This window comes from Pedobacter sp., from assembly GCF_045628745.1.
Classification (GTDB): domain Bacteria; phylum Bacteroidota; class Bacteroidia; order Sphingobacteriales; family Sphingobacteriaceae; genus Pedobacter.
Map to the genome: position 1 here is coordinate 1 of NZ_JAZQPU010000042.1, position 24,175 is coordinate 24,175.

The 24,175-nt window shown below is 41.5% G+C and carries 20 protein-coding genes; 1 reads left to right on the forward strand and 19 read right to left on the reverse strand.

All coding sequences use genetic code 11. The features are described from left to right. The 3 genes from ACR2F7_RS01775 to gcvH all read right to left on the reverse strand — a co-directional run. On the reverse strand, positions 1-326 hold a 326-nt coding region (locus ACR2F7_RS01775; RefSeq protein WP_432711894.1), incomplete at its 3' end, for a carboxypeptidase regulatory-like domain-containing protein. Positions 327-428: 102 nt separating this feature from the next. Continuing rightward, positions 429-827 (reverse strand): VanZ family protein, encoded by a 399-nt coding sequence (locus tag ACR2F7_RS01780; protein WP_432711895.1) that lies wholly within the window; start codon positions 825-827, stop codon positions 429-431. Between the two features lie 3 nt (positions 828-830). Then, positions 831-1,211, reverse strand: a complete 381-nt coding sequence (gcvH, locus tag ACR2F7_RS01785; RefSeq protein WP_432711896.1) for a glycine cleavage system protein GcvH — start codon at positions 1,209-1,211, stop codon at positions 831-833. Positions 1,212-1,441: 230 nt separating this feature from the next. Here gcvH and ACR2F7_RS01790 point away from each other — a divergent pair, with 230 nt between their 5' ends. Continuing rightward, the gene (locus ACR2F7_RS01790; RefSeq protein WP_432711897.1) at positions 1,442-1,624 is read left to right on the forward strand and encodes a hypothetical protein; all 183 of its coding nucleotides are present in this window, start codon (positions 1,442-1,444) and stop codon (positions 1,622-1,624) included. Here the strand turns inward: ACR2F7_RS01790 and ACR2F7_RS01795 are convergent. The 16 genes from ACR2F7_RS01795 to ACR2F7_RS01870 all read right to left on the reverse strand — a co-directional run bounded on the left by ACR2F7_RS01795 (position 1,608) and on the right by ACR2F7_RS01870 (position 24,070). Further along, complete coding sequence (locus ACR2F7_RS01795; protein WP_432711898.1) at positions 1,608-2,522, reverse strand: hypothetical protein; 915 nt, start codon at positions 2,520-2,522, stop codon at positions 1,608-1,610. The two genes, ACR2F7_RS01790 and ACR2F7_RS01795, sit on opposite strands and share 17 nt — an antisense overlap. A gap of 35 nt (positions 2,523-2,557) precedes the next feature. Beyond that, positions 2,558-3,994: an MBOAT family O-acyltransferase gene (locus ACR2F7_RS01800; protein WP_432711899.1), complete on the reverse strand. Its 1,437-nt coding sequence runs from the start codon at positions 3,992-3,994 to the stop codon at positions 2,558-2,560. A 136-nt stretch (positions 3,995-4,130) separates the two neighbouring features. After that, the gene (gene sprA / locus ACR2F7_RS01805; protein WP_432711900.1) at positions 4,131-11,174 is read right to left on the reverse strand and encodes a cell surface protein SprA; all 7,044 of its coding nucleotides are present in this window, start codon (positions 11,172-11,174) and stop codon (positions 4,131-4,133) included. An 11-nt stretch (positions 11,175-11,185) separates the two neighbouring features. Beyond that, on the reverse strand, positions 11,186-11,770 hold the full coding sequence (gene ruvA / locus ACR2F7_RS01810) for a Holliday junction branch migration protein RuvA (RefSeq protein WP_432711901.1): 585 nt from the start codon (positions 11,768-11,770) through the stop codon (positions 11,186-11,188). Between the two features lie 5 nt (positions 11,771-11,775). Next, positions 11,776-14,091, reverse strand: coding sequence for an NADP-dependent malic enzyme (locus ACR2F7_RS01815; protein WP_432711902.1), 2,316 nt, complete (start codon positions 14,089-14,091; stop codon positions 11,776-11,778). Between the two features lie 62 nt (positions 14,092-14,153). Then, complete coding sequence (locus ACR2F7_RS01820) at positions 14,154-15,422, reverse strand: transglycosylase SLT domain-containing protein (protein WP_432711903.1); 1,269 nt, start codon at positions 15,420-15,422, stop codon at positions 14,154-14,156. Between the two features lie 53 nt (positions 15,423-15,475). Next, positions 15,476-16,903 carry an Asp-tRNA(Asn)/Glu-tRNA(Gln) amidotransferase subunit GatA gene (gene gatA / locus ACR2F7_RS01825; RefSeq protein ID WP_432711904.1) on the reverse strand — a complete coding sequence of 476 codons (1,428 nt, stop codon included), beginning with the start codon at positions 16,901-16,903 and terminating at the stop codon, positions 15,476-15,478. 32 nt (positions 16,904-16,935) lie between these two features. After that, entirely contained in the window at positions 16,936-17,142 is a 207-nt protein-coding gene (locus tag ACR2F7_RS01830) for a Sec-independent protein translocase subunit TatA/TatB (protein WP_432711921.1), read from the reverse strand. Between the two features lie 11 nt (positions 17,143-17,153). Beyond that, complete coding sequence (locus ACR2F7_RS01835; RefSeq protein ID WP_432711905.1) at positions 17,154-17,459, reverse strand: Sec-independent protein translocase subunit TatA/TatB; 306 nt, start codon at positions 17,457-17,459, stop codon at positions 17,154-17,156. A 55-nt stretch (positions 17,460-17,514) separates the two neighbouring features. After that, entirely contained in the window at positions 17,515-18,771 is a 1,257-nt protein-coding gene (locus ACR2F7_RS01840; RefSeq protein WP_432711906.1) for a murein hydrolase activator EnvC family protein, read from the reverse strand. A gap of 21 nt (positions 18,772-18,792) precedes the next feature. Continuing rightward, positions 18,793-19,584, reverse strand: coding sequence for a DUF4292 domain-containing protein (locus tag ACR2F7_RS01845; protein ID WP_432711907.1), 792 nt, complete (start codon positions 19,582-19,584; stop codon positions 18,793-18,795). Positions 19,585-19,595: 11 nt separating this feature from the next. Beyond that, complete coding sequence (gene dut, locus ACR2F7_RS01850) at positions 19,596-20,027, reverse strand: dUTP diphosphatase (RefSeq protein ID WP_432711908.1); 432 nt, start codon at positions 20,025-20,027, stop codon at positions 19,596-19,598. A 69-nt stretch (positions 20,028-20,096) separates the two neighbouring features. After that, positions 20,097-21,587: an oligosaccharide flippase family protein gene (locus tag ACR2F7_RS01855; RefSeq protein ID WP_432711909.1), complete on the reverse strand. Its 1,491-nt coding sequence runs from the start codon at positions 21,585-21,587 to the stop codon at positions 20,097-20,099. A gap of 14 nt (positions 21,588-21,601) precedes the next feature. Continuing rightward, positions 21,602-21,883, reverse strand: a complete 282-nt coding sequence (locus tag ACR2F7_RS01860) for an acylphosphatase (protein ID WP_432711910.1) — start codon at positions 21,881-21,883, stop codon at positions 21,602-21,604. A 20-nt stretch (positions 21,884-21,903) separates the two neighbouring features. Beyond that, entirely contained in the window at positions 21,904-22,854 is a 951-nt protein-coding gene (locus ACR2F7_RS01865) for an NAD(P)H-dependent flavin oxidoreductase (protein WP_432711911.1), read from the reverse strand. 28 nt (positions 22,855-22,882) lie between these two features. Continuing rightward, positions 22,883-24,070: an amidohydrolase family protein gene (locus ACR2F7_RS01870; RefSeq protein WP_432711912.1), complete on the reverse strand. Its 1,188-nt coding sequence runs from the start codon at positions 24,068-24,070 to the stop codon at positions 22,883-22,885. Between the last annotated feature and the right edge of the window lie 105 nt (positions 24,071-24,175).

A 24,175-nucleotide genomic window follows, 5' to 3' on the forward strand; every position in this document is an offset into this window, starting at 1 on the left:
GCACCCAGATCTACTAAATTACCGTCAGCATTCACCGTAAAGTCTTTGGTTACACTTTGTAAACCAAGGTAAGCCACATATAGACGATAATTTCCCGGTGCTAATCCTTTAAATTCAAAACCGCCGTCTATTGCTGTGTTAGAACTTGCCACTACACTGGAATCTTTAAGGCTTTTAACCGCTACCGTTGCGAAATCAACAGGAAGTTTATCCTTTGCATTAACAATTGTTCCTTTTGCTGAGCCGTTTTTATTTTGGCCAAAGGCCACAGCAGCAGTCATCATCAACACTATCAATAACAGTGTGGGCGTAAAAATTCTAGTCATAGCTTATTATATCGGTAAAATTAATCTATAGACTGCCGCAGGGGCAAATAGATTAAAAGGGGAAGTTAATTTTAAAGTAACATTTTAAATACAAGAAAAGTATTATTTCTTGTTATAATCAGCCACATGTAAGAGCACGTAGCTGAATACGCCCATCAATACGCCAAGCATATCGGAGCCAAAATCCCACCATTCGGCAGAACGGTAACTGAAGAAAAGATACTGCATCATTTCTATGCCACCACCAATAGCGGCGGTAATCATAATGATTTTAAAAATCGTTCCAATTCTAAAGCTGTAATTGTGCTGATACCTGATTTTACCGAAGAACAGCAAAACGGTGAGCACATAAAAAAAACCAAGGTGCACCAGTTTATCAAAACCGATAAAAAAAAAGCCAGGACCCTCAGCGCCTGGCGTTTTTATGCAACAAAGGATACAGATAAATATCGTCCAGGCAATTGCCCAGCCCTGATATTTTAGTTCTCCAATAAAATTCATTAATTAAGCGCCAACTAAGGTTTTATAAGCATCCGCAGCTAACAATTCATTAACAGAATCAGCATCAGCTAAAGTAACTTTAACCATCCATCCATCACCATATGGGTCAGTGTTAACCAACTCCGGGTTGTCATTCAACGCTGGATTAACCTCAGTAATGGTGCCTGTAACTGGCATAAATAAATCAGAAACAGTTTTAACAGCTTCTACGGTTCCAAAAACATCATCTTTTTGTACTTCATCACCCAAAGTATTGATGTCGATATAAACGATATCACCTAACTCACGTTGAGCAAAATCAGTGATGCCAAGGTATGCTTCGTTACCCTCAACTCTGATCCATTCATGGTCTTTAGTGTATTTTAATTCTGATGGAAAATTCATATATATGTAATTAGTTATTTATCAATGCCTTAACCTTTTGCAACTGCGCTTTAAGGTTATTGTCTGCGAATTTACTACTATTTGCAATTATATAGCATTAAATAGCAACAATAAATATTGTTTTTAACTACCGCTCCCAGCAGATCAGCTCTCCCTTTCTAGAAATAATATAACCCCTGCTTAACAATAAGCTAACAGAAATTTTCGAATTTTAAATAAACAAAGCTTTAATGATGAAACAGTTAGAAGAAAATGTAAATCCAACGCTGGATGATATTGAATTCACCAGGTTTCCTGTAAACTTCGTCAACCTCGTTTTGATCTTCTCGGCATTAACGGTTGCCCTGATAGCAGCCTTTATGGTTCTCTTGTTATTTATTTTTAGCCGTTTTGAGGCTATAGCGTGGCACTAGAGAAGAGTAAGCTGTCTACTTTAAGACTCAGCTTCTTTGCACCGATTTCATTAACATGATCCGCGTCAAAGAAGTCATTTTCATCAAAAGACCTATCTTTCAACAAGTTGATATAAGTCAAATGAAAATATCTGGCTATTTTTGAAGATTCATCAAGTGTTCTTTGGAGCTGAACTTTATTTAAATTTTCGTAATACGTTTTATAGGTAGGCGGCGTAATCATGATGACTTTGATATGCCTGGCTTCGGCAAATTGTATGATATGCCTTAAAACGGCTAAGTTTTCGGCCATCAGGTGATCATCCTTATAGGTATGCCTTTTGGCAGCATTTCTCCCACTGCTGACCAGGTCTCTCTTTTTATCCGATCGATAGGATGTACCCCATCCCAAAGCTGAGCACGTGAGCGCAGGTTCTTTATAAAGGTAATAGCCCGCAATCTTGGTCAGGCTGATGTTCAGGTTATTGTTAAAGAGTTCTACATGGTCTGTAAAATGATCTGCGTTAATGTCAAAATACATTTTATAATTATTCTTCCGCCAGCTCTCCCCACCATCTTCTAAATTAGAATAGAGCGTAAAGTAATCGATGGGGATGAGAATCTTCGACAGTCTTTTCCAGTCTTTGTCGTATTTTTTCAGCATTAAATAATCATACTCCAGCGGCTGCGACACATTACCCGCGTTAAAACAATCAGAATGAAAAAAGGCGGGATCCATTCCATAAAAAAAATGAGAGTTCCCTAAGATCAGGGTTTGAATGTGTGAAGAATTCCGGTCTAAATATGCCCTTTTAAATTTATAATTGTTAGGAATACGTCGCAGCAGTACCTCTGCGGCCATGCCAAGCACAACAACAGGCAAGAGAAACAGAATAAGGTGTTTGATGAATTTTTTCATGGCTCGTAATGTTTAACTGTTGATAAAGGCTATACTTAAAATTGAAAGTAGATGAATTGTTGCTCAGCTCCGGCAAAGTAAAAGATGGTAACAAGGAAAAGGTAATACGCAGACCAGCGGACTGCTGGAGACCAATGAAAGGCAAAATGCTCCAAGGCATACTGTTTGGTTCTTCCCAACCACTCTATCAAAATAAATAGGGTAAGCAGCAATAGCAACTGACCTGGAAAGATGGATGGAACAGTAAATAAGGTAGTGGAAAATATCCCTGAAATGTATTGAAAGGCACCTTCCATGGTTAAAGACCTGAAGAATATCCAGGCAAATACTGTTAGCAAGAAAGTGATCGACATGGCAAAAAACTCATTGAAAGAAGGAAGCAATTTTCCCGCAGCCACGGTATCGAGGTTGTTCCTGTTTGTTTTGAATAAGATGGAAGGCATGATAAAAAGTGCGTTCAAAAAACCCCAGGCTAAAAATGTCCAGTTTGCACCATGCCAGAATCCACTGACCAGAAAGATGATGAAGGTATTCCTGATTTTCATCCAGGTGCCTCCTTTGCTCCCTCCAAGTGGAATATAAAGGTAGTCTCTAAACCAGGTAGATAAAGAAATGTGCCATCGACGCCAGAATTCCGCTATATCTCTGGAGAAATAAGGAAAAGCAAAATTGCGCAGCAGCTCCACACCAAAGAGCCTTGCTGTACCCAGGGCGATATCAGAATAGCCCGAAAAGTCGCAGTAAATTTGGAAAGCAAAAAACACAGCGCCCAACAATAATGTACTGCCCGAAAAATGAGCGGCATCGCTGAAGATCAAATTGGCATAAGAAGCACATTGATCTGCAATCACTACCTTTTTGAACAATCCCCATAAAATTTGCCGCATGCCATCTACTGCTTTTGTATAATCAAAAACTCTTTTTCTTTGTATTTGTGGCAGCAGATGCGTGGCACGCTCAATTGGTCCGGCAACAAGCAGTGGAAAAAAGCTGACGAACACTGAATAATCTACAAAATTACGTTCAGGTTGTATGCGCTTTTTATAGATATCAATGATATACGACAAACCATGGAAGGTGTAAAAAGATATGCCTACAGGCAGGATAACTTTCAGGGTCCATGGATCTGGATGAAAACCAAAGTTGGCTACCGCATCTGCAAAGGAACTGGCAAAAAAGTTATAATATTTAAACACACCTAAAAAGCCCAGGTTAATGGAAATGCTCAGCCAAAGCCAAAACTTCCTCCATTTACTACCTGGAGCTTCCGCTATTTTAATGGCCGTATAATAATCCAGGGCAGTAGAGAAAACCAGCAGGAACAGGAAACGCCAATCCCAGCAAGCATAAAAGTAATAGCTGGAAACCAAGAGCAGTATGTTTTGGTTTCTGATGCTTTTATGCGCAACGAACCAATATAAGACAAAAACTACTGGTAAAAAAACCGCAAAATTAATAGAATTGAACAGCATAATAAAGCAATTAATGGCAAGAAAGATATCACCCTTACCTAAAGATAGGCTGAATTATTTCAAGTCATAATACCTGTCAAAAGACCTATACAACATTTGCACAAGTAAACAGCTACCCTTATACAGTCTTGAAAACTTAATTCAGCGTCATCCTTAAACTAAAGCCAAAATTGCTGTAAGAAGTATTAAATGTTTGAGAAGTATAGGGCTGGATGAAGTTAGAATCATAAAAGACCTTCACATTAAAGCGCTGGTTAAGGATATAATCTACACTGGGACTATAAGTGATATTCTTAGCACCCGCAGCTATTTCTGCTTCCAGCACATCGGCACGATAAATCACTGTTTTGTTATCCCTAATGGCTACATCAAATTTAAAATCCATGTTATGATCGATTTTCAATCCCTTAAAAAGACCGAAAGGAAACCTGAATTTTGCTGTTCTGTAGCCTAGCCCGATGATCATGTTGTTTTCCGACAATTGTGCCAGCTGGCTGTTGGCTAAACTTAAGCCTAATAAGCGGGTTCTGCCAATTTCAAAGTTTGCGGTAAGGTTGTTTTTCAGCCTGGTATCAATGCCTATTAACGGCGAAAATTGTTCTGCTATTGTAACCTGTGAATACTGGTAATAAGGCAGGAAATTCTCATTCACATCCCTGCTGTTAACGTGACCATCAATTTCATTATACTTCAACAAGGTGTTCAATCCACTGACGCTATAAACAGACCTGTAGCTATGTCGAAGATCAATAGATTTAAAGGTTTCCTGCAGAAAAGCCAGTCGGCTTAAACCTCCATAGTTAATTCTCCAGTTGGGAAGCGGAATTTTAGGCAAGGAATTTAAGCTGGAAGAGCTGGCATCTTTACCGGTATAGGCGGCTAAAAACGCGGCAATAACCACATCCTGTGCTTCTTTTTGATAGCCATCGGCAAAGCCATTCACCAAACCAGTAGAATGAGGATTCTGTGCCCCTAGCCGCTGAGAAATCATCCGCCTGTTGTTCATAAACTGTTGGTATACCGTGGAAACTAAAGCACCACTGCGATCGGAAAAAGCAGTACGAGCGGTCATGAAAGTAACGCTATAATCACCATTCGTGCTCGGTGATATTTTCTCAAAAGAATTATCCTCCGGGCTATAGCGAAAGTTAGATGCGCTGTTCAGGGTTCTGTTCTTATTAGCAGTCAGCGTAATTCTTAAATCACGGATGGGTTCCACCGTACTGGTGATGCTATAATCTTCGCGAAGGGTATTGATATATAATTGCGATTGCAGGCTGTCAATAGTAATCCATCCACCATTAATCGCCATTTGACTAATGTCTCTCTGGCTGCCAAACACGAAACCCAAACCTGGTGCACCGGTTATGTCATCAATCCCAAAGTACTGTGTTGTGGGCAGGTAGCCCGGTAAAAATATACCTTTGGTTTGTGTATAAGCACCATTAATGGTTTTTATACCTGTCAGCAAGTCCAGGAGAAAGCCTTTCAGCCCACCTAAATTTTGTCCATGCCTATAGCCGAACTGCTGATACAAGCCACTGAGGTTTAAAGTAGGGTTCAGCTGTACTGTTCTCGCATTCTGAATGGTATTACCCAGGTTGATTTGTGGATCCCTTAGCGTAGAGAGCGGCTCCGTCTGCCAGTTGAAATTTGTTCCATATCGGGAAGCTACATTCACCCAGCTCAAACCCGGTATTTTATTTAAAGGAAGGTTATAGGTAATATTCAAGTTATGGTTATAATCTGTAGTGCGCCCTAGCCTTTGCAGGTTCTGCCATACCGTATCTCTCTTTAATCCGTTGATTTTTCCATCCGGCTCGTCTACAATCGAATAATTGGTAGCATCGAAGTCAAGTGTTAACGAGCGACTAAGGTTCCATGAAATGCCATAGACCCGGGTAATGAGGAAGTTTTTTTGATAAGTGGTATGAATAGGGATGCCATTAACCGGACTATTGTCACGCAAGGTATTCTCCGCATAATAACGGTCTAGCTCTATCCTGAAGTTTAAGGCTGAAGGGAGCAAACTGAAATTGATATCACGCAGCAATGCCAGCGTATTGGATTTAATTATTTTTTCAAAGGGACTGATCATCACCGGATGTGCTGCAAAATTGTAAGCTAGGGAACCACGGTAATTAGCCTGGACAGCGTGTTCATTGATAAAATCGCGATGGTCATATTTAGTCTGTGCATAGCTGGCGCTCAGGTTCTCCACATCCCAAAGCTGTGGCTTCCGATCGTTATTTGTTCTTTCCTTCCTCACATTGGTAAAACTGATGCTTTTGCGGGTGGTGAAATCCTGAGCATAGTTTAAAATGGCTTTTTTCTCTGCTGCACTTGCGGCAGCTAAGGTAATCTTAAGTTCTATATCAGGCATCATAGGATCATACTGCGGCGTACTCACCTGTTTAGTATAACTCAAAAACATCGGGATCTTTATTCCTGATTGTTGAGGAAAAAACTTTCCCAATTCTATGCTGGAAGAAACATCCAGGGATACATGATCTTCCCGGTTACGCTCACTCACCCTTTTTTCTATGCCCCCAAAGCCGATGGTAGATTTGCTGCCCGAAACATAGACATCGGCAAAATCTGCAAGCTTAACATTCATGCTTGCCGTTGCTGCCCACCCACCACGTTCATCAAATTGTGTAAGCCTCAATTCGTTAAACCATACCTGTGCATTTTTATCCTGACCGTCGTCATTGCCAGGATTGGCCAGGTTACGCAGCGGATTCCTTACACCAAGCATGTAAACACGGATCTTACTCATATCAGGCTGCCCTTTAATAGTGATGATATTCACGCCGTCCATATATACATAAGGAACATTAACGGGCCATACTTGTCCATTGGCTAACATCGCCGCATTACGCGCTAACTTTGCTTTCTGAAAAAGCTCAAGGTCTATGCTCATTTTATTCTGATCAGGCCAGATGGCATATGGATTTGTCGTACCGGGAACAGTAACAATCAACGATTGTGCATATTCATAATAGTTATCCAGGTTATCTGTCCCAATTCTTACGTAAGCTTCTAAATCACCATCGTTCAAGACGGTATTGCCCTCCGCTTCCATGTGAATAAACATTTCCATGCGCTTGTAAGACCTGAAATCATTGAAAGCGGTTTTATAGGCTGCACGATCAAAACCATCACGCAGCTGTTTGACGGTTAGTGTGAGCGACTGTTCATTTTGCCTCGTTTCGCTCCGTACATTGTTATAATCAATCTCCCGTTCAATGCCTGGTGGCAACACATAAGGAATAGGCACCCTTTTACCATTCTCCTCGATGTTAATGGTGGCCACAGCCAGCGGCGATAACACTTCATTCTCCGGGTTATATTGACGCCACTCCCCTTTAACCAGCTGTATTTTTGCAAACCGCAATACCGTAGTATCAGCAAAATCAGTAAGGAATAAGCGAATGAATCGGATAGATTTAAAATCCTGAATGCTGCCTAGTCGCTGGTCATAATCCGCTAGAGGAATGCGCATTTGGTACCAATTCACCGATGAGGCTTGTCCGTTGGCCAGCTTCACTGTAGATGTAACCTTGTCGGTTACATACTTTTTGCCGACCACCAAATCTGCAGGACGCATCGAAATTTTATATTGAAAATAGGCATCAGCCTGCGTCATGTTGTTATCGCGATTTACATCTTCACCGTCGGGCATAGAAGTTGCCGCACCATTTTCAACACCAAAGTCTGCCATCGACTGCTCAGCAGTTTTAGAATTCCCTTCTGTTCCATTGTAACGCTCATATCGTTTTAAAATGCCGGCCCGCTGCTCATCCAGCGCAGTGCCCCTGAAATAAACATAATCATCAGAGGAAGGGTCATTGTCCATTCTTGTTGCCGCGGTAGCATTCAGCTGCGCTTTGATCTGCTGCAGCTGACTGGCAAACTTTGTTTTTTCGGCAATGTTCGATAAGCCATCTAAACCCACATCCTGTACTTTCCTTGCGGCGGCATTGTTATCAAAGGCCTGTACAACGGGCTGTAGTTTAGGCACCCTGCCCCAATTAGTTTCATCATATTTTGTAGTGTCCTCATCTGCAGGAAGTCCATTTTCTAAAGATTTACGCCCATCTTTTAAAATATCTTCAGAGATGTTTCCAATGTTAAAATAAAGGTCACCCCCGTTTCCTGGTCTGGCCACAAAAGGATCCATCACCCAAAGTTCAAGGTATTCTATGTTCAACGCTTCAAAATCATTGGCTTCCATGCGCCTGAAGATCCCTGCCCAACGGGTTTTAGGGTTTTTCAATGTTCCATCAAGGTTAAAACCTGTAGTGGTGTAATTATAGGGACCTCTGGTGCTGGGGTAATAGGCAAGATCAAAGGTTGGCAGGCTCAATAGCTCTCCGCTTGCAATTTCTTTAAAAGGAAATACTTCCTGTTCCAGCACCTGGCGAACATCATGCCGGGAGAGTTCTGTGCGATTATTGCGCAGGTATTCCGGTAAGGTAGAGGACGTACCGTAGTAAAAGTTAGGATCGATGTTATAAAAAGCCAGACCTGCACGGTTAAAACCATAAGCGAGGTTATCTACCAGTTGTGCTTCGTTAAACAGCTGTGGTGTACCTGAGAGCTGCCAGCTACTGGCACTCTTCAAATCTATCACTGAACGCGAGGCTTCGAAATCATCCAGATAGCTTGTACCTCCTTCAGTTCCATTTACGTTTAATGCCTTTGGGTGGCCGGGTATCAACTTTGCAAATTCACCAGAGAAAGTAAGACTGGAGCTTTCCTTAGTGGATAAAAATGGAAGCTTGTCTACTAGTTTAGTTAAGAACCGCGAAGGTGAGCTATAATTGAAATCCATCCCCCACATGGTATTTGATATGGGCTCCTCTCCAATATTTACCTTTGCTGTTAAAGGCTTTTCACTGAGGTTCATTAACGTGGCACCCAGATTTAACTTGTTATTCATCCGGTAATCTAATCGCGTACCAAACAGGGTCCTTTGCTGTAAGCCAAAAAGCGAGCTGTTTTCTGTCGTAATTTTAATCGGTTGCCCGGAGCTTAGCAATGCCGTATTTAGTATTTTCACCTTTCCACCCACGTAATCAACGGTAAAATCCAATCCCTCCTGCAATGGCATGGTACCGGCAAAAACCTTCACTGATCCTTCAGGAACATTGACTGAATTTAAAGAGAATTCTGAAGAAACAGCAGACTGGAAACTTCCCTTTAAAATATATTTATTTTGTCGCAAAAACTGTTGCTGTGCCACTACCTTGGTAGAATCATATAGTGCCGTGAAGGTGTATTTATCTATCAGGGTCTGCTCCGTACCATAAAACTGACTGGCGAGGTCAGCACCAAAGGGTTCTAACACCGGAAATACCAGTCGGCCGTTAAGGGGATCAATCGTTACATAACCCTCGCTGCCACTGGTGAAGGCCGATAAATTAGCCGTAGCAGAAATACCTGAAGTTGCAGAAATTCCTTCTGCTACAAAATCAAAAGTTCCATCAGGCTTCAGTTCCTGCTGTTGATTTAACCGGTCCAGGCGCATCACCTGCAGCCATGGTTTATTCTTCAGTGTCGTTTTACTTTCTGAATCTACCTTTTCTCCTTCTGGTATATAAGGCAGTTCAATCCCTGTTTCTTCCTGGATCCTCAAAATATCAAGCTTAAAGTTCTGAGCAGAGAGCTGGTAGCCGCCTATGGAATAGATATTTTTCATCATCAATTTCCAGCTCGGCAGACTGGTGTTAATGGTTTCATTTTTCAACAACTTGGCAATAAGCACTTTTGGCGTTACCGGATCGAAAGTAACGTCTGTCGTAAACTCACCTACCTGGTATTCAACACCATTATTGGTATAGCGATAGGCAACAGCCAATACCTCATCCACATTCAACGCATTGTTTAAAGATAGATAGCCGAGTTGTGCGTGGAATTTATACTCGCGGTCAGAAAGTTTACGTGCGTAGGTAAGCCGGGCATAATTATCCTGACCTGCATTAGACTGAAAATAAGCATTAACGGCATTTGAATTGGTTAATCTGGCCTCCTGCGGAAGTTTGAGCAACAGATCGTTAGACATCCTTGGAAATGCAGGGTTATAGAAGGCTGACGGCCGTTGCGAATAACCTGCGCCTCCCTGAATTTGTACCGTGTTATAAGGCGTGTTTTCTCCAAGGTCAAGTAATGCCAGTACATCTCTTGAGTCCTGTGTGGTGCCTGCTTTATTGGTTATCCACACTTCAATCTTAGTAATGTTGATACCCGTTGACAATATGGGTGCGCGGGACAAATATTGATTGTAGTGATCCCTGAAATATTGAGCCAGAAAATAATGCTTGTTGGCTTCATACTGGTCTGCACTGAACCTAAATTCATTTTGCTGCACCCCATTATTAACCCTGATCTCTTCTGTTTGTGATTTTTGCTGAGAAAAAACAGAGGTCATGCTCAGCTTTCCAAACTGCAGCTGCGTTTTGATACCAAACAAAGACTGTGTACCATTGATCAGTGAAGTGCTCAAAGGGAAATTGACATTTCCTGCTTCAATCTTTTTGATGATTTCATCTTCTCCACCGGCATATTCCAGTTTCACCTGATTTTCAAAGTCAAATTGTGCCTCCGTATTGTAGTTCATGCTCACCTTTAACTTGGTACCAATGTTTCCTATCAGGTCCATTTGTATCCGCTGGTTAAAATCAAAATTGCTTTGTACCCGCTGACTTTCGTTATAGAGTGGGTTTTCATTCTTATTGATTCTGCCTAAGAAGGTCAGTTCTGCTTCACCACGGGGTTTAATGTCAATAGAATTGCCACCAAAAATGCGTTCAAAGGAATAGCTATCGACTTTAAAACTGGGGATAATACCTGTTTGCCGGAATACTTCATTTTCTATATTGCCAAAAGAACGCCAGTTATCTTTTTTCAGCTCCGTAAGGAGCAAACGTTGGTACTCATCAGGGCTAAGGTACTGGATTTTAGTCATGAAGCGTCCACCCATCTTTTCCTTCAGGATGTAGATATGGTTAATGGCATCGTACTCCACACTGCGTTGCGTGCCGGCTTTGCCTTTTTCAATGAAGCTAAAATTGCGTTTTAAGGAATCAATCCTTTGATTTTGTTTTACCTGAGCAAAAGTCCGGGGTCCCCATAACAATAAGATCAGCAAGGTGATCCGGATGGTACTCGCTTTCAAACTGTAAGCTATTATAGATTTTTGAGCGCTATTTTGATCATCTCTTCCACTGTTAATTCTAAACCATTATTTTTAATGGCAGCATCAATGGCTTTTTCTGCAGGCTGTCTGGTAAAACCAAGCATCAGTAAAGCAGAGAGGGCTTCTTCTCTAACAGTATTATTTAAAGGAGCGGCAATGAGGGAGCCGGTACCTTCTTTTTTAAGTTTATCCTGCAATTCCAGCACTAAACGTTGGGCAGACTTCACTCCTATGCCTTTAATGCGTTGAATTAAGGGCAGGTCGGCATTGACAATTGCCGTTTGAATCTCTGTAGGGGTAATGGAAGAGAGCATCATTCTTCCGGTATTAGGCCCAATTCCAGAAACTGAAATCAGGTGCAGGAAAAGTCTGCGCTCCCCTTCATCGGCAAAGCCGTAAAGGGTATGCGCATCTTCCTTAATGTGTAACCATGTGTATACTTTGCAACGCTCCGCATCAGCAAGGCTGCTGTAGGTGTTTAAAGATATATTGATGTGATAGCCAATGCCGCCAGCTTCAACAACGATATAAGTGGGGCATTTAAAGGTTAATTTACCATCAATATATTCAAACATATTTTTTAATTTTTAAGCTTCTTTTTAAATAAACCGCCTTTTTGAGACGCAGCTTCATTTTCTTTGGTCTGTACATCAAGTACTGCAATAGTCACCATGTTGACAATCTCACGTACCGAGCTTCCCAATTGTACAATATGTACCGGTTTTTTCAAGCCTAACAAAATAGGACCCACCGCCTCTGCACCTCCTAATTCCTGTAACAGCTTGTAAGCAATGTTACCAGATTCCAGGTTAGGGAATACTAATGTATTCGCCGGAGCGTCTGCTAATCTACTAAAAGGAAAGTTATCTTTTATCAAAGCGTTGTTAATTGCAAAATTTCCTTGCATTTCGCCATCCACCACAATATCAGGATGTTGCTCATGAAGAATTTTAACTGCTTTTCTCACTTTCTCCGGTACAATGCCTTCGTTAGAGCCAAAGTTTGAATAAGAAAGCAAGGCTATTCTTGGTTTAATGTTGAACTTACTTACCGAACGTTCTAATAATAAAGTTAAATCAACCAATTCTTCAGCTGTAGGATCAACGTTAACCGTTGTATCACCAAAAAACACAGGACCTTTCGTAGTCATCATCATGTACATTCCTGCAACACGATTTACACCTTCTTCCGTACCTATAATCTGTAATGCCGGTTTGATAGTAGAAACATAGTTTTTAGTTAAACCAGAAATCATCGCATCTGCTTCACCAAACTGAACCATGGAAGCACCAAAGTAATTTCTGTCGCGCATCAATTTGGTTGCCTCAAATAAAGTAACTCCTCTTCTTTGTCGTTTTTCGTATAAAGATTGAGAGTATTTTTCCATACGTTCAGGCTCTTCAAGTGGATCAATGATTAAAACCCCTTCAAGGTCTAAAGAACTTTCGGCAATGATGTCTTCAATGATTTTTCTATTCCCTAAAAGAATAGGAATGGCAATATGATCATCCTTAACAATTTGTGCTGCTTTTAAGATTTTGTAATTGTCAGCTTCAGCAAAAACAACACGTTTAGGGTCAGATTTCGCTTTGCTGGTAATAGCGCGCATAATGGCATCATCCTTACCTAAGCGTAATTTCAATTCTTCCGTATAGGCATCCCAATCGGTAATGATTTTGCGGGCAACACCAGAAGCGATAGCAGCTTTCGCTACAGCCACAGAAACATTGGTCATCAACCTGAAGTCATTTGGCTTAGGGATGATATATTCTTTACCGAATTTAATGTTTTTCTCATTGTAAGCCATGATTACGGCTTCAGGAACAGATTTTTTTGCAAGATCAGCTATAGCTTTTACAGCAGCAATCTTCATTTCCTCATTAATCGAAGTAGAACGTACATCAAGTGCACCTCTAAAAATATACGGGAATCCTAAAACGTTGTTCACCTGGTTAGGATAATCAGAACGGCCTGTAGCCATAATGATATCTTTCCGTGAAGTGATGGCTAATTCATAGGCAATCTCAGGATTAGGGTTTGCCATGGCAAAAACAATAGGGTTTTTAGCCATAGATTTCACCATCTCTACCGTTACACAATCCGCAGAAGAAAGACCGATAAAAACATCACTGTCTTTCATTGCTTCTTCAAGCGTACTGATGTTTCTGCTTGTTGCAAACTCTGCCTTCAGCTCACCAAGATCTGCACGGTCTTTTCTAATGACCCCGCTTCTATCTATCATGACGATATTTTCAGGCTGTGCTCCTAAAGAAACATATAACCTGGAGCAGGAAATAGCAGCGGCACCAGCACCATTGACAACGATTTTAACTTTATCAAGTTTTTTCTTTTGCAGTTCGCAGGCATTTAATAATGCTGCAGCAGAGATAATGGCCGTACCATGCTGATCGTCGTGCATTACAGGGATTTTCATCTCCTCTTTTAAGCGGCGCTCAATTTCAAAACATTCCGGCGCTTTAATATCTTCAAGGTTGATTCCTCCGAAAGTAGGCTCTAAAGCCTTAACAATTTTCACGAAATCATCAACATTAGTGGTATCCAACTCAAGGTCGAAAACATCAATGTCAGCAAATATTTTGAATAAAAGACCTTTACCTTCCATCACAGGTTTTCCTGCTTCCGGACCAATATTACCTAAACCTAATACTGCTGTACCATTGCTGATTACAGCTACCAGGTTACCTTTGGCAGTATATTTATAAACATCTTCAGTGTTCTCAGCGATCTTTAAACAAGGTTCAGCGACCCCCGGAGAATAGGCCAAAGTTAAATCTCTTTGAGAGTTCGTTGGTTTTGTTGGTACTACCTGAATTTTTCCAGGTCTCCCCTGCGAGTGATAATCTAGAGCGTCTTGTTTTTTGTTCGTCTTACTCATATTAAGTTACATCGTAAAACGCAAAGTTACGATTCTTTCATGAGCCTCCTCATAAAAAGACCTTAGATTTTGCCTGATGCACTTTCGGTGCCGCGTTCTTTTTGGTAAGAGATGTATTGTTTAGCGGGTTTATTTGCTGTAGGGGCGTGATTTTTAGAGACAATTAAACGTTGCCCGGGCACAAGTTGCGATCCTTTTAATTTATTCCAAACTTTTAGGTCCTGCACCTCCACATGATAGCGGTCTGCAATAGTAGAGAGGTTTTGTCCGGCACTTACCCGATGGTATTTAACAACCCCTCTAAGCATTGGTGCTGGTTTTTTATTCAACCTGCGGTCGTCATTTGAAGCAAGGATCACTTCATGCTGCTCCTGCTCCATTTCATTAAGCACTTCATAAACCATAGCGTAGCTACCTAAAGTAACCTTGGGCATAATGATCCGCTTGGGGGATGCCGGAGTCCCATTCACTATTTTCTTTTTATAGGAAGGGTTCAGGGAAAATAGCAAGTTAGCCTCCATATCTAAGGCTGTAGCCAAATCTGTTAGCGAAACATAGCGATTAACCTGCACGGTATCGGTTTTAATAGCCAGCTCAGATATCTGTTTATCAATATCATGGTCTTTAGAAAAGTTCATTACATACACCATAGCGATAAAGGCGGGCACATAGTTCCTGGTTTCCAGGGGAAGAAAAGGCCTGATTTCCCAGAAGTCCCGCGATCCTGCTTTTTTAATGGCGCGGTCCACATTACCCTTTCCACAGTTGTAAGCGGCAATAGCCAGCAGCCAGTCGCCAAGCTCAGCATAAGCATCTCTAAAATAAGCTGCAGCAGCATAGCTGGCTTGAATAGGGTCTTTACGTTCGTCAACATAATTGTCGATGTGTAATCCGTAGCCCCGTGCAGTACTGAACATAAATTGCCATAATCCCGTTGCCCCTACTCTGGATACCGCCTGTGGGTTCATCGAAGATTCAATAATAGGCAGGTACTTAATTTCAGCAGGGATATCAAGCTCCTTAAGCGCCTGCTCAAAAATCGGGAAATAATAAGTCGACAAACCCAGCATTTGTCCCATCTGGTTTTTCCTGTTGGTATAAACATCGATATATTTTTGCACCGATTCATTATAAGTCAATGGCACCTGTTGTTGTAACGATTCTAGACGTTGCTGGTGCTTGGGATTATAATTAACAAAAGCTGGTGATTCAGGGAGGATCGGTACCGTGGTGGTATCGTTAATAACGAGCGGGTCGAACTGTTGGGCCTTGGCCGTGAAGCTTAAAAAAGCTATCATAGAACAGGTGAGTAGACGTACGCATGTTTTCATAGGCTTTTTAAGCTTAAAGCTTGTTAAGGTTAATTTACATTTTTATTTATAAATTATTCCAATTTATTTAAAAAGGTATCTGTCAATGATAATAATAACTCTTCTTTGAAATTTCCCGTCATAAACTGTAAGCTTAACGGTAATCCTTCTTCATTATTGCCCAGCGGTACAGCAATAGCTGGAATCCCTGAGAGGGAGGCTAATACGGTATAAATATCTGCCATATACATCACCAGTGGGTCGGCCGTATTTGCTCCGATTTTAAAGGGAGCTGTAGGCGCCACTGGCGTTAGCAGGACATCGTATTGTTCTAAAAGCGTTGCTATCTTATCGCGAATCAGGCGTCTAACTTTTTGTGCTTTCTGGTAGTAAGCATCATAATAACCTGCACTCAGCACAAACGTACCCAGTAAAATCCTCCTTTTCACCTCATCGCCGAAACCTTCAGCCCTGGACAACTTGTATAAAGCGTTAAGGTTGGTGGCCTGGGTATTGCGGTGACCATAACGTACGCCATCATACCTCGATAGGTTTGATGATGCTTCCGCTGTGGTTAATACATAATAGGCAGGCACCAGGTAGTCAAGTAAATCAAAAGAAACATATTCAATGGTATGCCCCTGCACTTTAAGCTGCTCAATAGCTAACAAAATAGCCGATTTCACATCACCATCCAGGGCATCACTTTCTATAGTTTCCTTTAAAACAGCAATTTTATATTTTTTATCCGCTCCAGCAAGTGCGCTGTAAGCAGGTACTTTTTCCTGAGATACTGTACTGTCATGTTCGTCTGCTCCCGCTAAAACTTCCATCAATAAAGCGGCATCACTCACCGAAGAGGTAATGGTACCCACCTGGTCAAATGATGAAGCATAGGCAATAACACCGTATCGGGAAATTCTGCCATAAGTAGGCTTCAGGCCAATGCAGCCACAGAAAGCTGCAGGCTGGCGCACAGAGCCACCCGTATCGGTTCCTAATGCAGCAAGACACAAATCTGCCTGTACCGCAACAGCAGAGCCTCCGGAAGAACCACCCGGCACACGCTCTTCATCGAACGCATTCCTGACAGGACCAAAATAAGAAGTTTCATTAGAGCCACCCATTGCAAATTCATCACAGTTGAGTCTGCCGATAATCACAGCATCCTCATCCAGTAACCTTTGTACAACAGTAGCAGAATAGGGCGATATAAAGCCATCCAGCATCTTCGATGAAGCGCTGACCTGATGGTCTTTATAACAAATATTATCTTTAATGCCAATCACCATACCGGCAAGTTTCCCTGCCACGCCCTGGTTAATTTTTTCCTGCACTTGCGCAGCTTTTAACTTCGCGGAGTCAAAAAAGACCTCATTAAATGCATTAAGTTGCTGTTGTTCAGAAATCTGATTATAATAATAGGTCAGCAAGTCAGGCAAACTGGTTTTTTTTTGATCAATAAGGGTTCTTATCTCTTTTAAAGAGCTAAATTTCTTCAAAACTACAGGAAGTTACGATGTGAGTGAAATTATTAAAGAGGTTTGTTTACTTTATTACCATCACGGTCATAAACATCAGAATCGGTACCATCTTTACCGTCTTTAAATTCTCTAACACCTTTACCCAGGCCACGCATTAACTCAGGGATCTTTTTACCACCAAAAAGGAGTAAAACGATAACAAGGATTATTGCAATTTCTGGAGCACCTAATCCTATCAATATGGTTGTATCTAACATCATCTTATAGATTAAATATTGTTATTTGGTTTAATTTCTTCTTTTGAATCAGCGATATTTACACCAGGTGCATTTGATGCTGTTTCAGCCGGACGATCGGTTTTATAATCATTGTCGATATCCATGGAATTAATATTCCTGTGAATCTCTCTTTTCACCCCTTCAGATGCGTCTTTAAAATCTCTAATTCCTTTTCCCAGGCCACGAGCAAGTTCGGGCAATTTTTTACCTCCGAATAACAAAAGTACAACCGCCAGGATGAGCATTATCTCACCCCCACCCATATTCAAGAATTCTAATAATGTTCCTGTGTACATTTTATGTCTGTATTTTAATGTCTATTGCAAATATAAGCAATAATCTGTAAATTAATTACCTGGCAATCCAGGCCTCAGGATTCTGCGCCGTAGTACCTCTCCAAATCTGGAATTGTAATTCAGGTATATCGCCCGTATTTGCCACCACGCCAATTGATTGTTTTGTAGTTACATCATCGCCCGCAGAAACGCTCACAGAACTTAAGTTTTGATAGACCGTAAAATATTCACCATGCTTAATCAGCACCAGATAAGTACCTAAACTTGGCATTACCCTGGAAACTTTACCATTAAACACCGCCCTTACCGTAGCACCTGCAGCAGTCTGAATCGTTACCCCGGTATTGTCATAACTTGCCTGTCCCTCTTTGTGACGGCCAAAACCCTCAGTAATAGAGCCTTGTGCTACTGGCCATGGCAATGAGCCACGGTTACCCACAAAGGCAGCAGAAAGTTTTGCCGCTTCCGGTGTTGCAGTTAAATAACCAGCTGTTGTTTTCTCTTTCAAGGCCTCTGGTGCAGGTTTATTCTCTGCCCTTGCTTTTGCCGCAGCAGCCCTTGCCGCTTCTTCTTCAATTCGCTTAGCCTTCGCAATCTCGCGCTGAATTTCTACACGAATCTGACGTTCTATAGCTTTCAGTTGTTTCTTCCGCTGCGAAATATCTCTGCTGTATTGTTTCTCCTGCTTGCTGAATTTATTCAACACCTCAGAACGCTGCGACTTGTTCTTACCCAGTTTTTCTCTTTCCTCTTCCTGCTCTTTTAACAGGTTGCTTTTTTCTTTGAGACTTTTGTCAAGAATGACAATTTTATAATTCAGGTTTTTCTCCGTTCCCTGTATGTAGTTTGCTTGTTTCTTACGATACTGTCCAAACTGCTGTAAATATTTAATGCGTTTATAAGCCTGGTTAAAGTCCTGGGCAGCAAAAACAAACATCATCTTGTCGTATGAATTTTTATTGCGCTGGGCAAATCGTATCATCGCAGCATACTCTTTTTTGAGTTGTCCTAGCTGCCCTTGCAAGCTACGCACCGTGTTGCTGTTCTCATGGATCTGGTTATCCAGGTTCTTCATCTCAGAGTTAATCACCGTGATTTTGCTCTGCATCAAACTAATTTTGGTGTTCAACGCCCTGATTTCACCAAGTGTTAATTTTTTAGCACTTGCCGCCTTATTGAGGTTCTTTTGCAATAATTCTATTTCACGCTGAATAGCTTCTTTTTTTCTTTTTAACTGCGAGCTGCTTTGCGCAAACACCTGGCTTGCACTGATCATCAAGAACAGGAAGAAAATTAATTTGGATAACTTCATTAATTCAAAAGTATAAAAAATTTAGTTGATTACTTGAAACCTTTTAGGAACAGTAAACGGAAAATCCAATTCTACATTACTTTCAATTTTAGAAAAATCGAAGGCAAGGTTCACCTTTTTGTTGTAGGAAACGGAATTGAGGTTGATGGTGGAGGGAAACAATTGCCCATTCAGTTTTTGGTAATTTCCATACAGCACCTTCACGGCTTCTTCGGCACGCGCATGGTGTAAATAGGTTTCTTCTGCCTTAAGTAAAGTGTTAAACAAAATCTGGTAAACCATGCTGTTTTTAGAACCCCTCATTTGCCAAACGCCGTTTTCAAAAGTAAGCGCCGTATTTTCCACTACAAAGTCCTGCGGCGCATTTCCGGCAAGCAAATCCTGCAGCAGTTTAAAGCTCACTTCCTTATTGGCATAAGTATGGATATAGCTGAAAGGCTTGTGCAGGTAAATACCGTCAATGCGGTTTAAAACCGACAAGCTATCTGGGGTAACCAGCACCCGGGCTACTTCAAGACCTGCAATGGCGGTCACCCGCATCCAGATCTTTTTATCTTTCAGCATCCTGATGTTAACGCTCACATTATTTTCCTTCCCGTTCATCTCCAGCTGTGCCTTCCCCGTCATCGAAAGGGTGAGGTAGTTGAGGTTTTGGTCGGTCAGGGTCTTTAAACTTTCAGCCTTCTTCGTCATCACCGTATCCGTTACCACCACTGGCGGTGCTATAACAACCAGTTTTTTTGTTTTACAGGCAGAAAATGTAAAGGTCAGCAGACCCAGCATTCCTAAAAGTTTAAAGCAGTTTCGTTTCATCAGTCTATTATTTATTTTCCCGTATGGCCATAGCCACCTTCACCTCTTGCAGTATCACTCAACTCAGCAACAGTTTCCCAGGTAATGGTTTCATGTTTAGCAATCACCATCTGTGCAATACGATCGCCATTGTTGACAACAAAATCCGTATCAGAAAGGTTAACCAGCAAAACTTTAATCTCACCCCTGTAATCTGCATCAATTGTTCCCGGTGAATTTACAATACTGATTCCATGTTTATAAGCCAAGCCACTGCGCGGACGAATTTGTGCCTCATAACCCACAGGTAACTCTATATGTAAACCAGTTGGAATCAACACACGCTGCAAAGGTTTAATCACAATTTCATTTTCCAGAAAAGCACGCATGTCCATACCTGCGGCATGAGCGGTTTCATATTGTGGTAAAGGTTGTGCTGATTTGTTGATAATATTAATTTTCATATTGTTTTTAATTGATAAAGCTTTTATAAAATGAAGCACCACCCTGCATTGATGGTTACATTGAAATATTTACGAAGTTTTCTTCAACATCGCTTTCACCTCGTCTTTTTCTAAATAAAAGATAAAACCTAAAAAGGCAAGAAGCAACAAGTTACCGATATAAATGTTTCTATGGAATACCCAGAAAGAAAGAGAAACCAAAACGACCGAAATAAACAGGTACAGCACGATGCGCTGCAGCTTATAAGGTATAGGATAATACTTCTGTCCTAAAACATAGGAGATCACCATCATGATAAAATAGGCAAGCATAGACACCCATGCAGAACCCATATAACTGAATTTAGGGATCAAAATAAAATTAAATACAATGGTAATCACGGCGCCAATCAGTGAAATGTACAAGCCATAACGTGTTTGATCAGAAAGCCTGTACCAGATAGATAAGTTCATATAAATACCCAAACACAGGTAACCAAATAATAAATAAGGCACTGCGGGTAGTCCTACCCAATAATCACTCCTACTGATAAAGTATTTTAATATTTCAATATTGGCCACCAAGGCCACAAATAACAAAGCCAGGGCAATCACAAAGTAGTGAAGAATGACGGCATAAGTCTGCTTAGCATTGGCATTTTTAGCATAGCTGAAAAAGAAAGGCTCAGCACCCAACCTAAAGGCGGTGATAAAAATGCTCATGAACATAGCTATTTTACAAACGGCACCATAAATACCCACATCGATATCAGCTACCTCAGCAGGTAACAGCTTACTCAACACTAATTTATCAAGGTTTTCATTTACAATAAAAGAGAGGTTGGCGACCAGCACAGGCCAGCTGTAAGAAAACATTTTGCCGAAAAGTTCTTTATCAAACTTCAGCTGCAGCTTCTTAAATTCAGGCAGCAACATCACAAAGGTGACAAGGCTGGCAATCAAATTGGACATAAAAACATAGCCAATCCACTGAAGGCGATACCAGGAGGCAAACCAATGTGCTAAAGGCAGGTCATGTTTGATCACCAGGGGAATCAGGTAAATAAAGACCAGGTTGAAACCCACAAAAGTAAAGATGTTTAAAAACTTGATGGTGCTGTACCTCAATGGCTTTTCTTCTGCCCTTAGTTTGGCAAAAGGAATCACACAGATGGCATCAACAAATAAAATCCCCACAAAATACCTTACATACTGCTGGTAATCTTCAACATTGTTATTTCCCCCGCTGTAGGTCCACACCGCAATATGATCTGCAAAAACAAAGCCTGTCAGCAGGAATAAAAGCGCTATAACCGCAATGCAGAGAAAGGAGTTGTTATATACTTCCTGTTTTTTGTCCTCATGTTTTGTCAGGTAGCGAAAAAAAGTACTTTCCATCCCGAAGGCCAAAACGGCATTGATGATGGAGGCATAACTGTAAAGTTTGGTAAAAATGCCATAAGTGCCCGGCGCATAAACACTGGTATAAATTGGGGTAAGGATAAAATTAAACAGCCTTGATAAAACGGTACTCACCCCATATATGGCAGTTTGACCTAAGAACTTCTTAAATGGCGACACGTGATACCCTCATCTTATTTTTTAATAATTTCAAAATTACGATAGTTTTTGACATCGGCTGGCGTCACGGCTACATTTTCAACAACGGCACGGTCAGGGCCATCATTGCACCATTCTAAAAAAACTTCCAGCAGCACATCATCACCTTCGGCCTCAACATACACGCTGCCATCACTTTCATTGCGGATCATTCCTTTCACACCCATCTGGTCAGCCACCATTTTGGTGACTTCCCTAAAGCCAACACCCTGCACTTTTCCTGTTATTGTAATATCGATATGCTTCATCTGTTTCATTTATTTTATAAGGTGATAGGTTAATTAATATTCATTTTCTTTAAGCGTTCCAACTCCGTTAAAAAGCCATTCCATATTTCCTGAAGGATTTCTGCTGCTGGCGCCACTTTCGATAAGCCCGCAGCCACCTGGCCAATTTCAAGTTCACCCTCCTCCAGGTTTCCTTCAAACATGCCTGTTTTAGCTCTCCCCCGGCCTAACAATAATTTTAACTGCTGGGCATCGGCACCTTGTTCTTCCGCCGCCGCTATCGTTTCAGCAAAAGTATTCTTCAACAAACGCACCGGCACTAACTTTTTCATGCGCAACTGCGTATCGCCTTCGGCAGACTGAATTATGGTGTCCTTAAATTTAGGATGCGCCGATGATTCTTCTGCAAGGGCAAAAGCAGAGCCTACCTGCACCGCCGAAGCTCCTAAAGCAAAAGCAGCAAGCATCGCTGCTCCACTCCCAATTCCACCAGCAGCAATCACAGGAATCTGCACAGCACTTTTAATCAGTGGAATCAAACACATCGTTGTCGTTTCCTCCCTGCCGTTATGTCCACCCGCTTCAAAGCCCTCCGCTACTACTGCATCAACACCACAAGCTTCTGCTTTTATGGCAAACCTGGTATTGGCAATCACATGAACAACGATCATGCCTTGCTTTTTAAGATAGGCAGTCCATGTCGCCGGATTCCCTGCAGAAGTAAAAACAATCTTCACCTCTTCTTCCACCAGGATCTGCATGATCTCTGAAATATGGGGATATAACAATGGTACATTCACCGCAAATGAATTTGCAGTAGCCACCTTGCACTTTTGAATATGTTCACGCAACACCTCCGGATACATCGAACCGGCACCAATAATACCCAGTCCACCCGCATTAGAAACAGCGGCAGCTAAACGCCAGCCACTGCACCACACCATTCCGGCCTGAATAATAGGGTATTGTATATTAAATAAACGGGTAATGCTATTGATCATGTTTTATATTTTTTAACAGCAGCTCCTGTTATATCAATCTTTTTATCGTTGCTGTCTGGGTTAGCAATCCCTCTTGCACTCCTTCAACAAGGTTAATCCCTGGTTGTTTGCCCACTTCAAAACTGCCATATTGCTGGTCGATACCTAAGTATTCCGCCCCATTCAGCGATGCCCATTTCAAAAGATCTTCAAACTTCAATCCGCTGTTTGTTGTAGTGGCGTTCTGCTGCAGCGTTTTCATCTCCGCTAAGATACTCAGCTGTCCGTTACTGGCCAGGCTATCTGTGCCTAAGGTAATTTTTAGTCCAGCATGCTGCAACATTTCCACCTGGGGCAGTCGGTTCTCTATATAAAGGTTGGCATTGGCACAAAGGCACCAGTACAAATGATCATGGGCAGCCTGTGCAAATGTAACATCTGCTTCATTACTTAACGTATTGTGCACCAACAAAACCTTGCCCGGCGGCAAATCAGGCAAAACACTTTGTAAGGAACTTTTTCCTGTAGCCTCAAAAAAGGAAATATCTAAACCTAAAAAAGTATAGAGTTTCAAAAAGGAACCTTTTTTTTGTTCAAAAAACAGATTCTCTTCCACCGTTTCCTGGTTATGCATGGTGATCAGGTTTTCCTGTGCAGCGCTGTAACTCGCTATTTCCTTAAATAAGGCTTTAGATACTGAATAAGGTGCATGCGGAATAACAGAAGCTTTCAAAGGTTTAAAACTTTCTTTCACCATGATGCCCTGCTCCATGATCGCCTGTGCCCTTTGCGGATCAAAGCCCAACACTTCTACAAAAGTATGGTAATACATTTTACTCTCCAGCTTCACCCCTTTCGAGATCCCCTGGTTTGAAATATCCCCAACAGCCACAATGCCGTTACTGAACATTTCGGCATCGGCAAGCTTCATCGCCGCAACCACCTCTTCCTCACTTGCCCCGCGGTTCTTGATCACCTCTTGCACAAAACCTTGTAAACCCGTCTTTTCCGGAATTCTCTTAAAAAGATGCGACAGCTCCAGGTGGCAATGGGTATTGACTAATCCGGGAATCAAGGCACCCTCAAAATACCTCACTTCAGTGATCCCTTGCGCTGCAGCTTCTTCCGCAGATAAAACAGATTTGATGGTACCATCAGCTGCTACAACGAGTACACCATTGTGTAATGGAGCACTAGAAACAGGATAAACTACAGACGCAGAAAAATAGTGAAGCATACCCACAAAAGTACCTTTTTTATAGAATTGTTATACGCCCCCAGGGCAATTAAATGCATATTCCGGGCTTCCTGAAAATTCCTTAGTGAAATATTTTGATAGTTT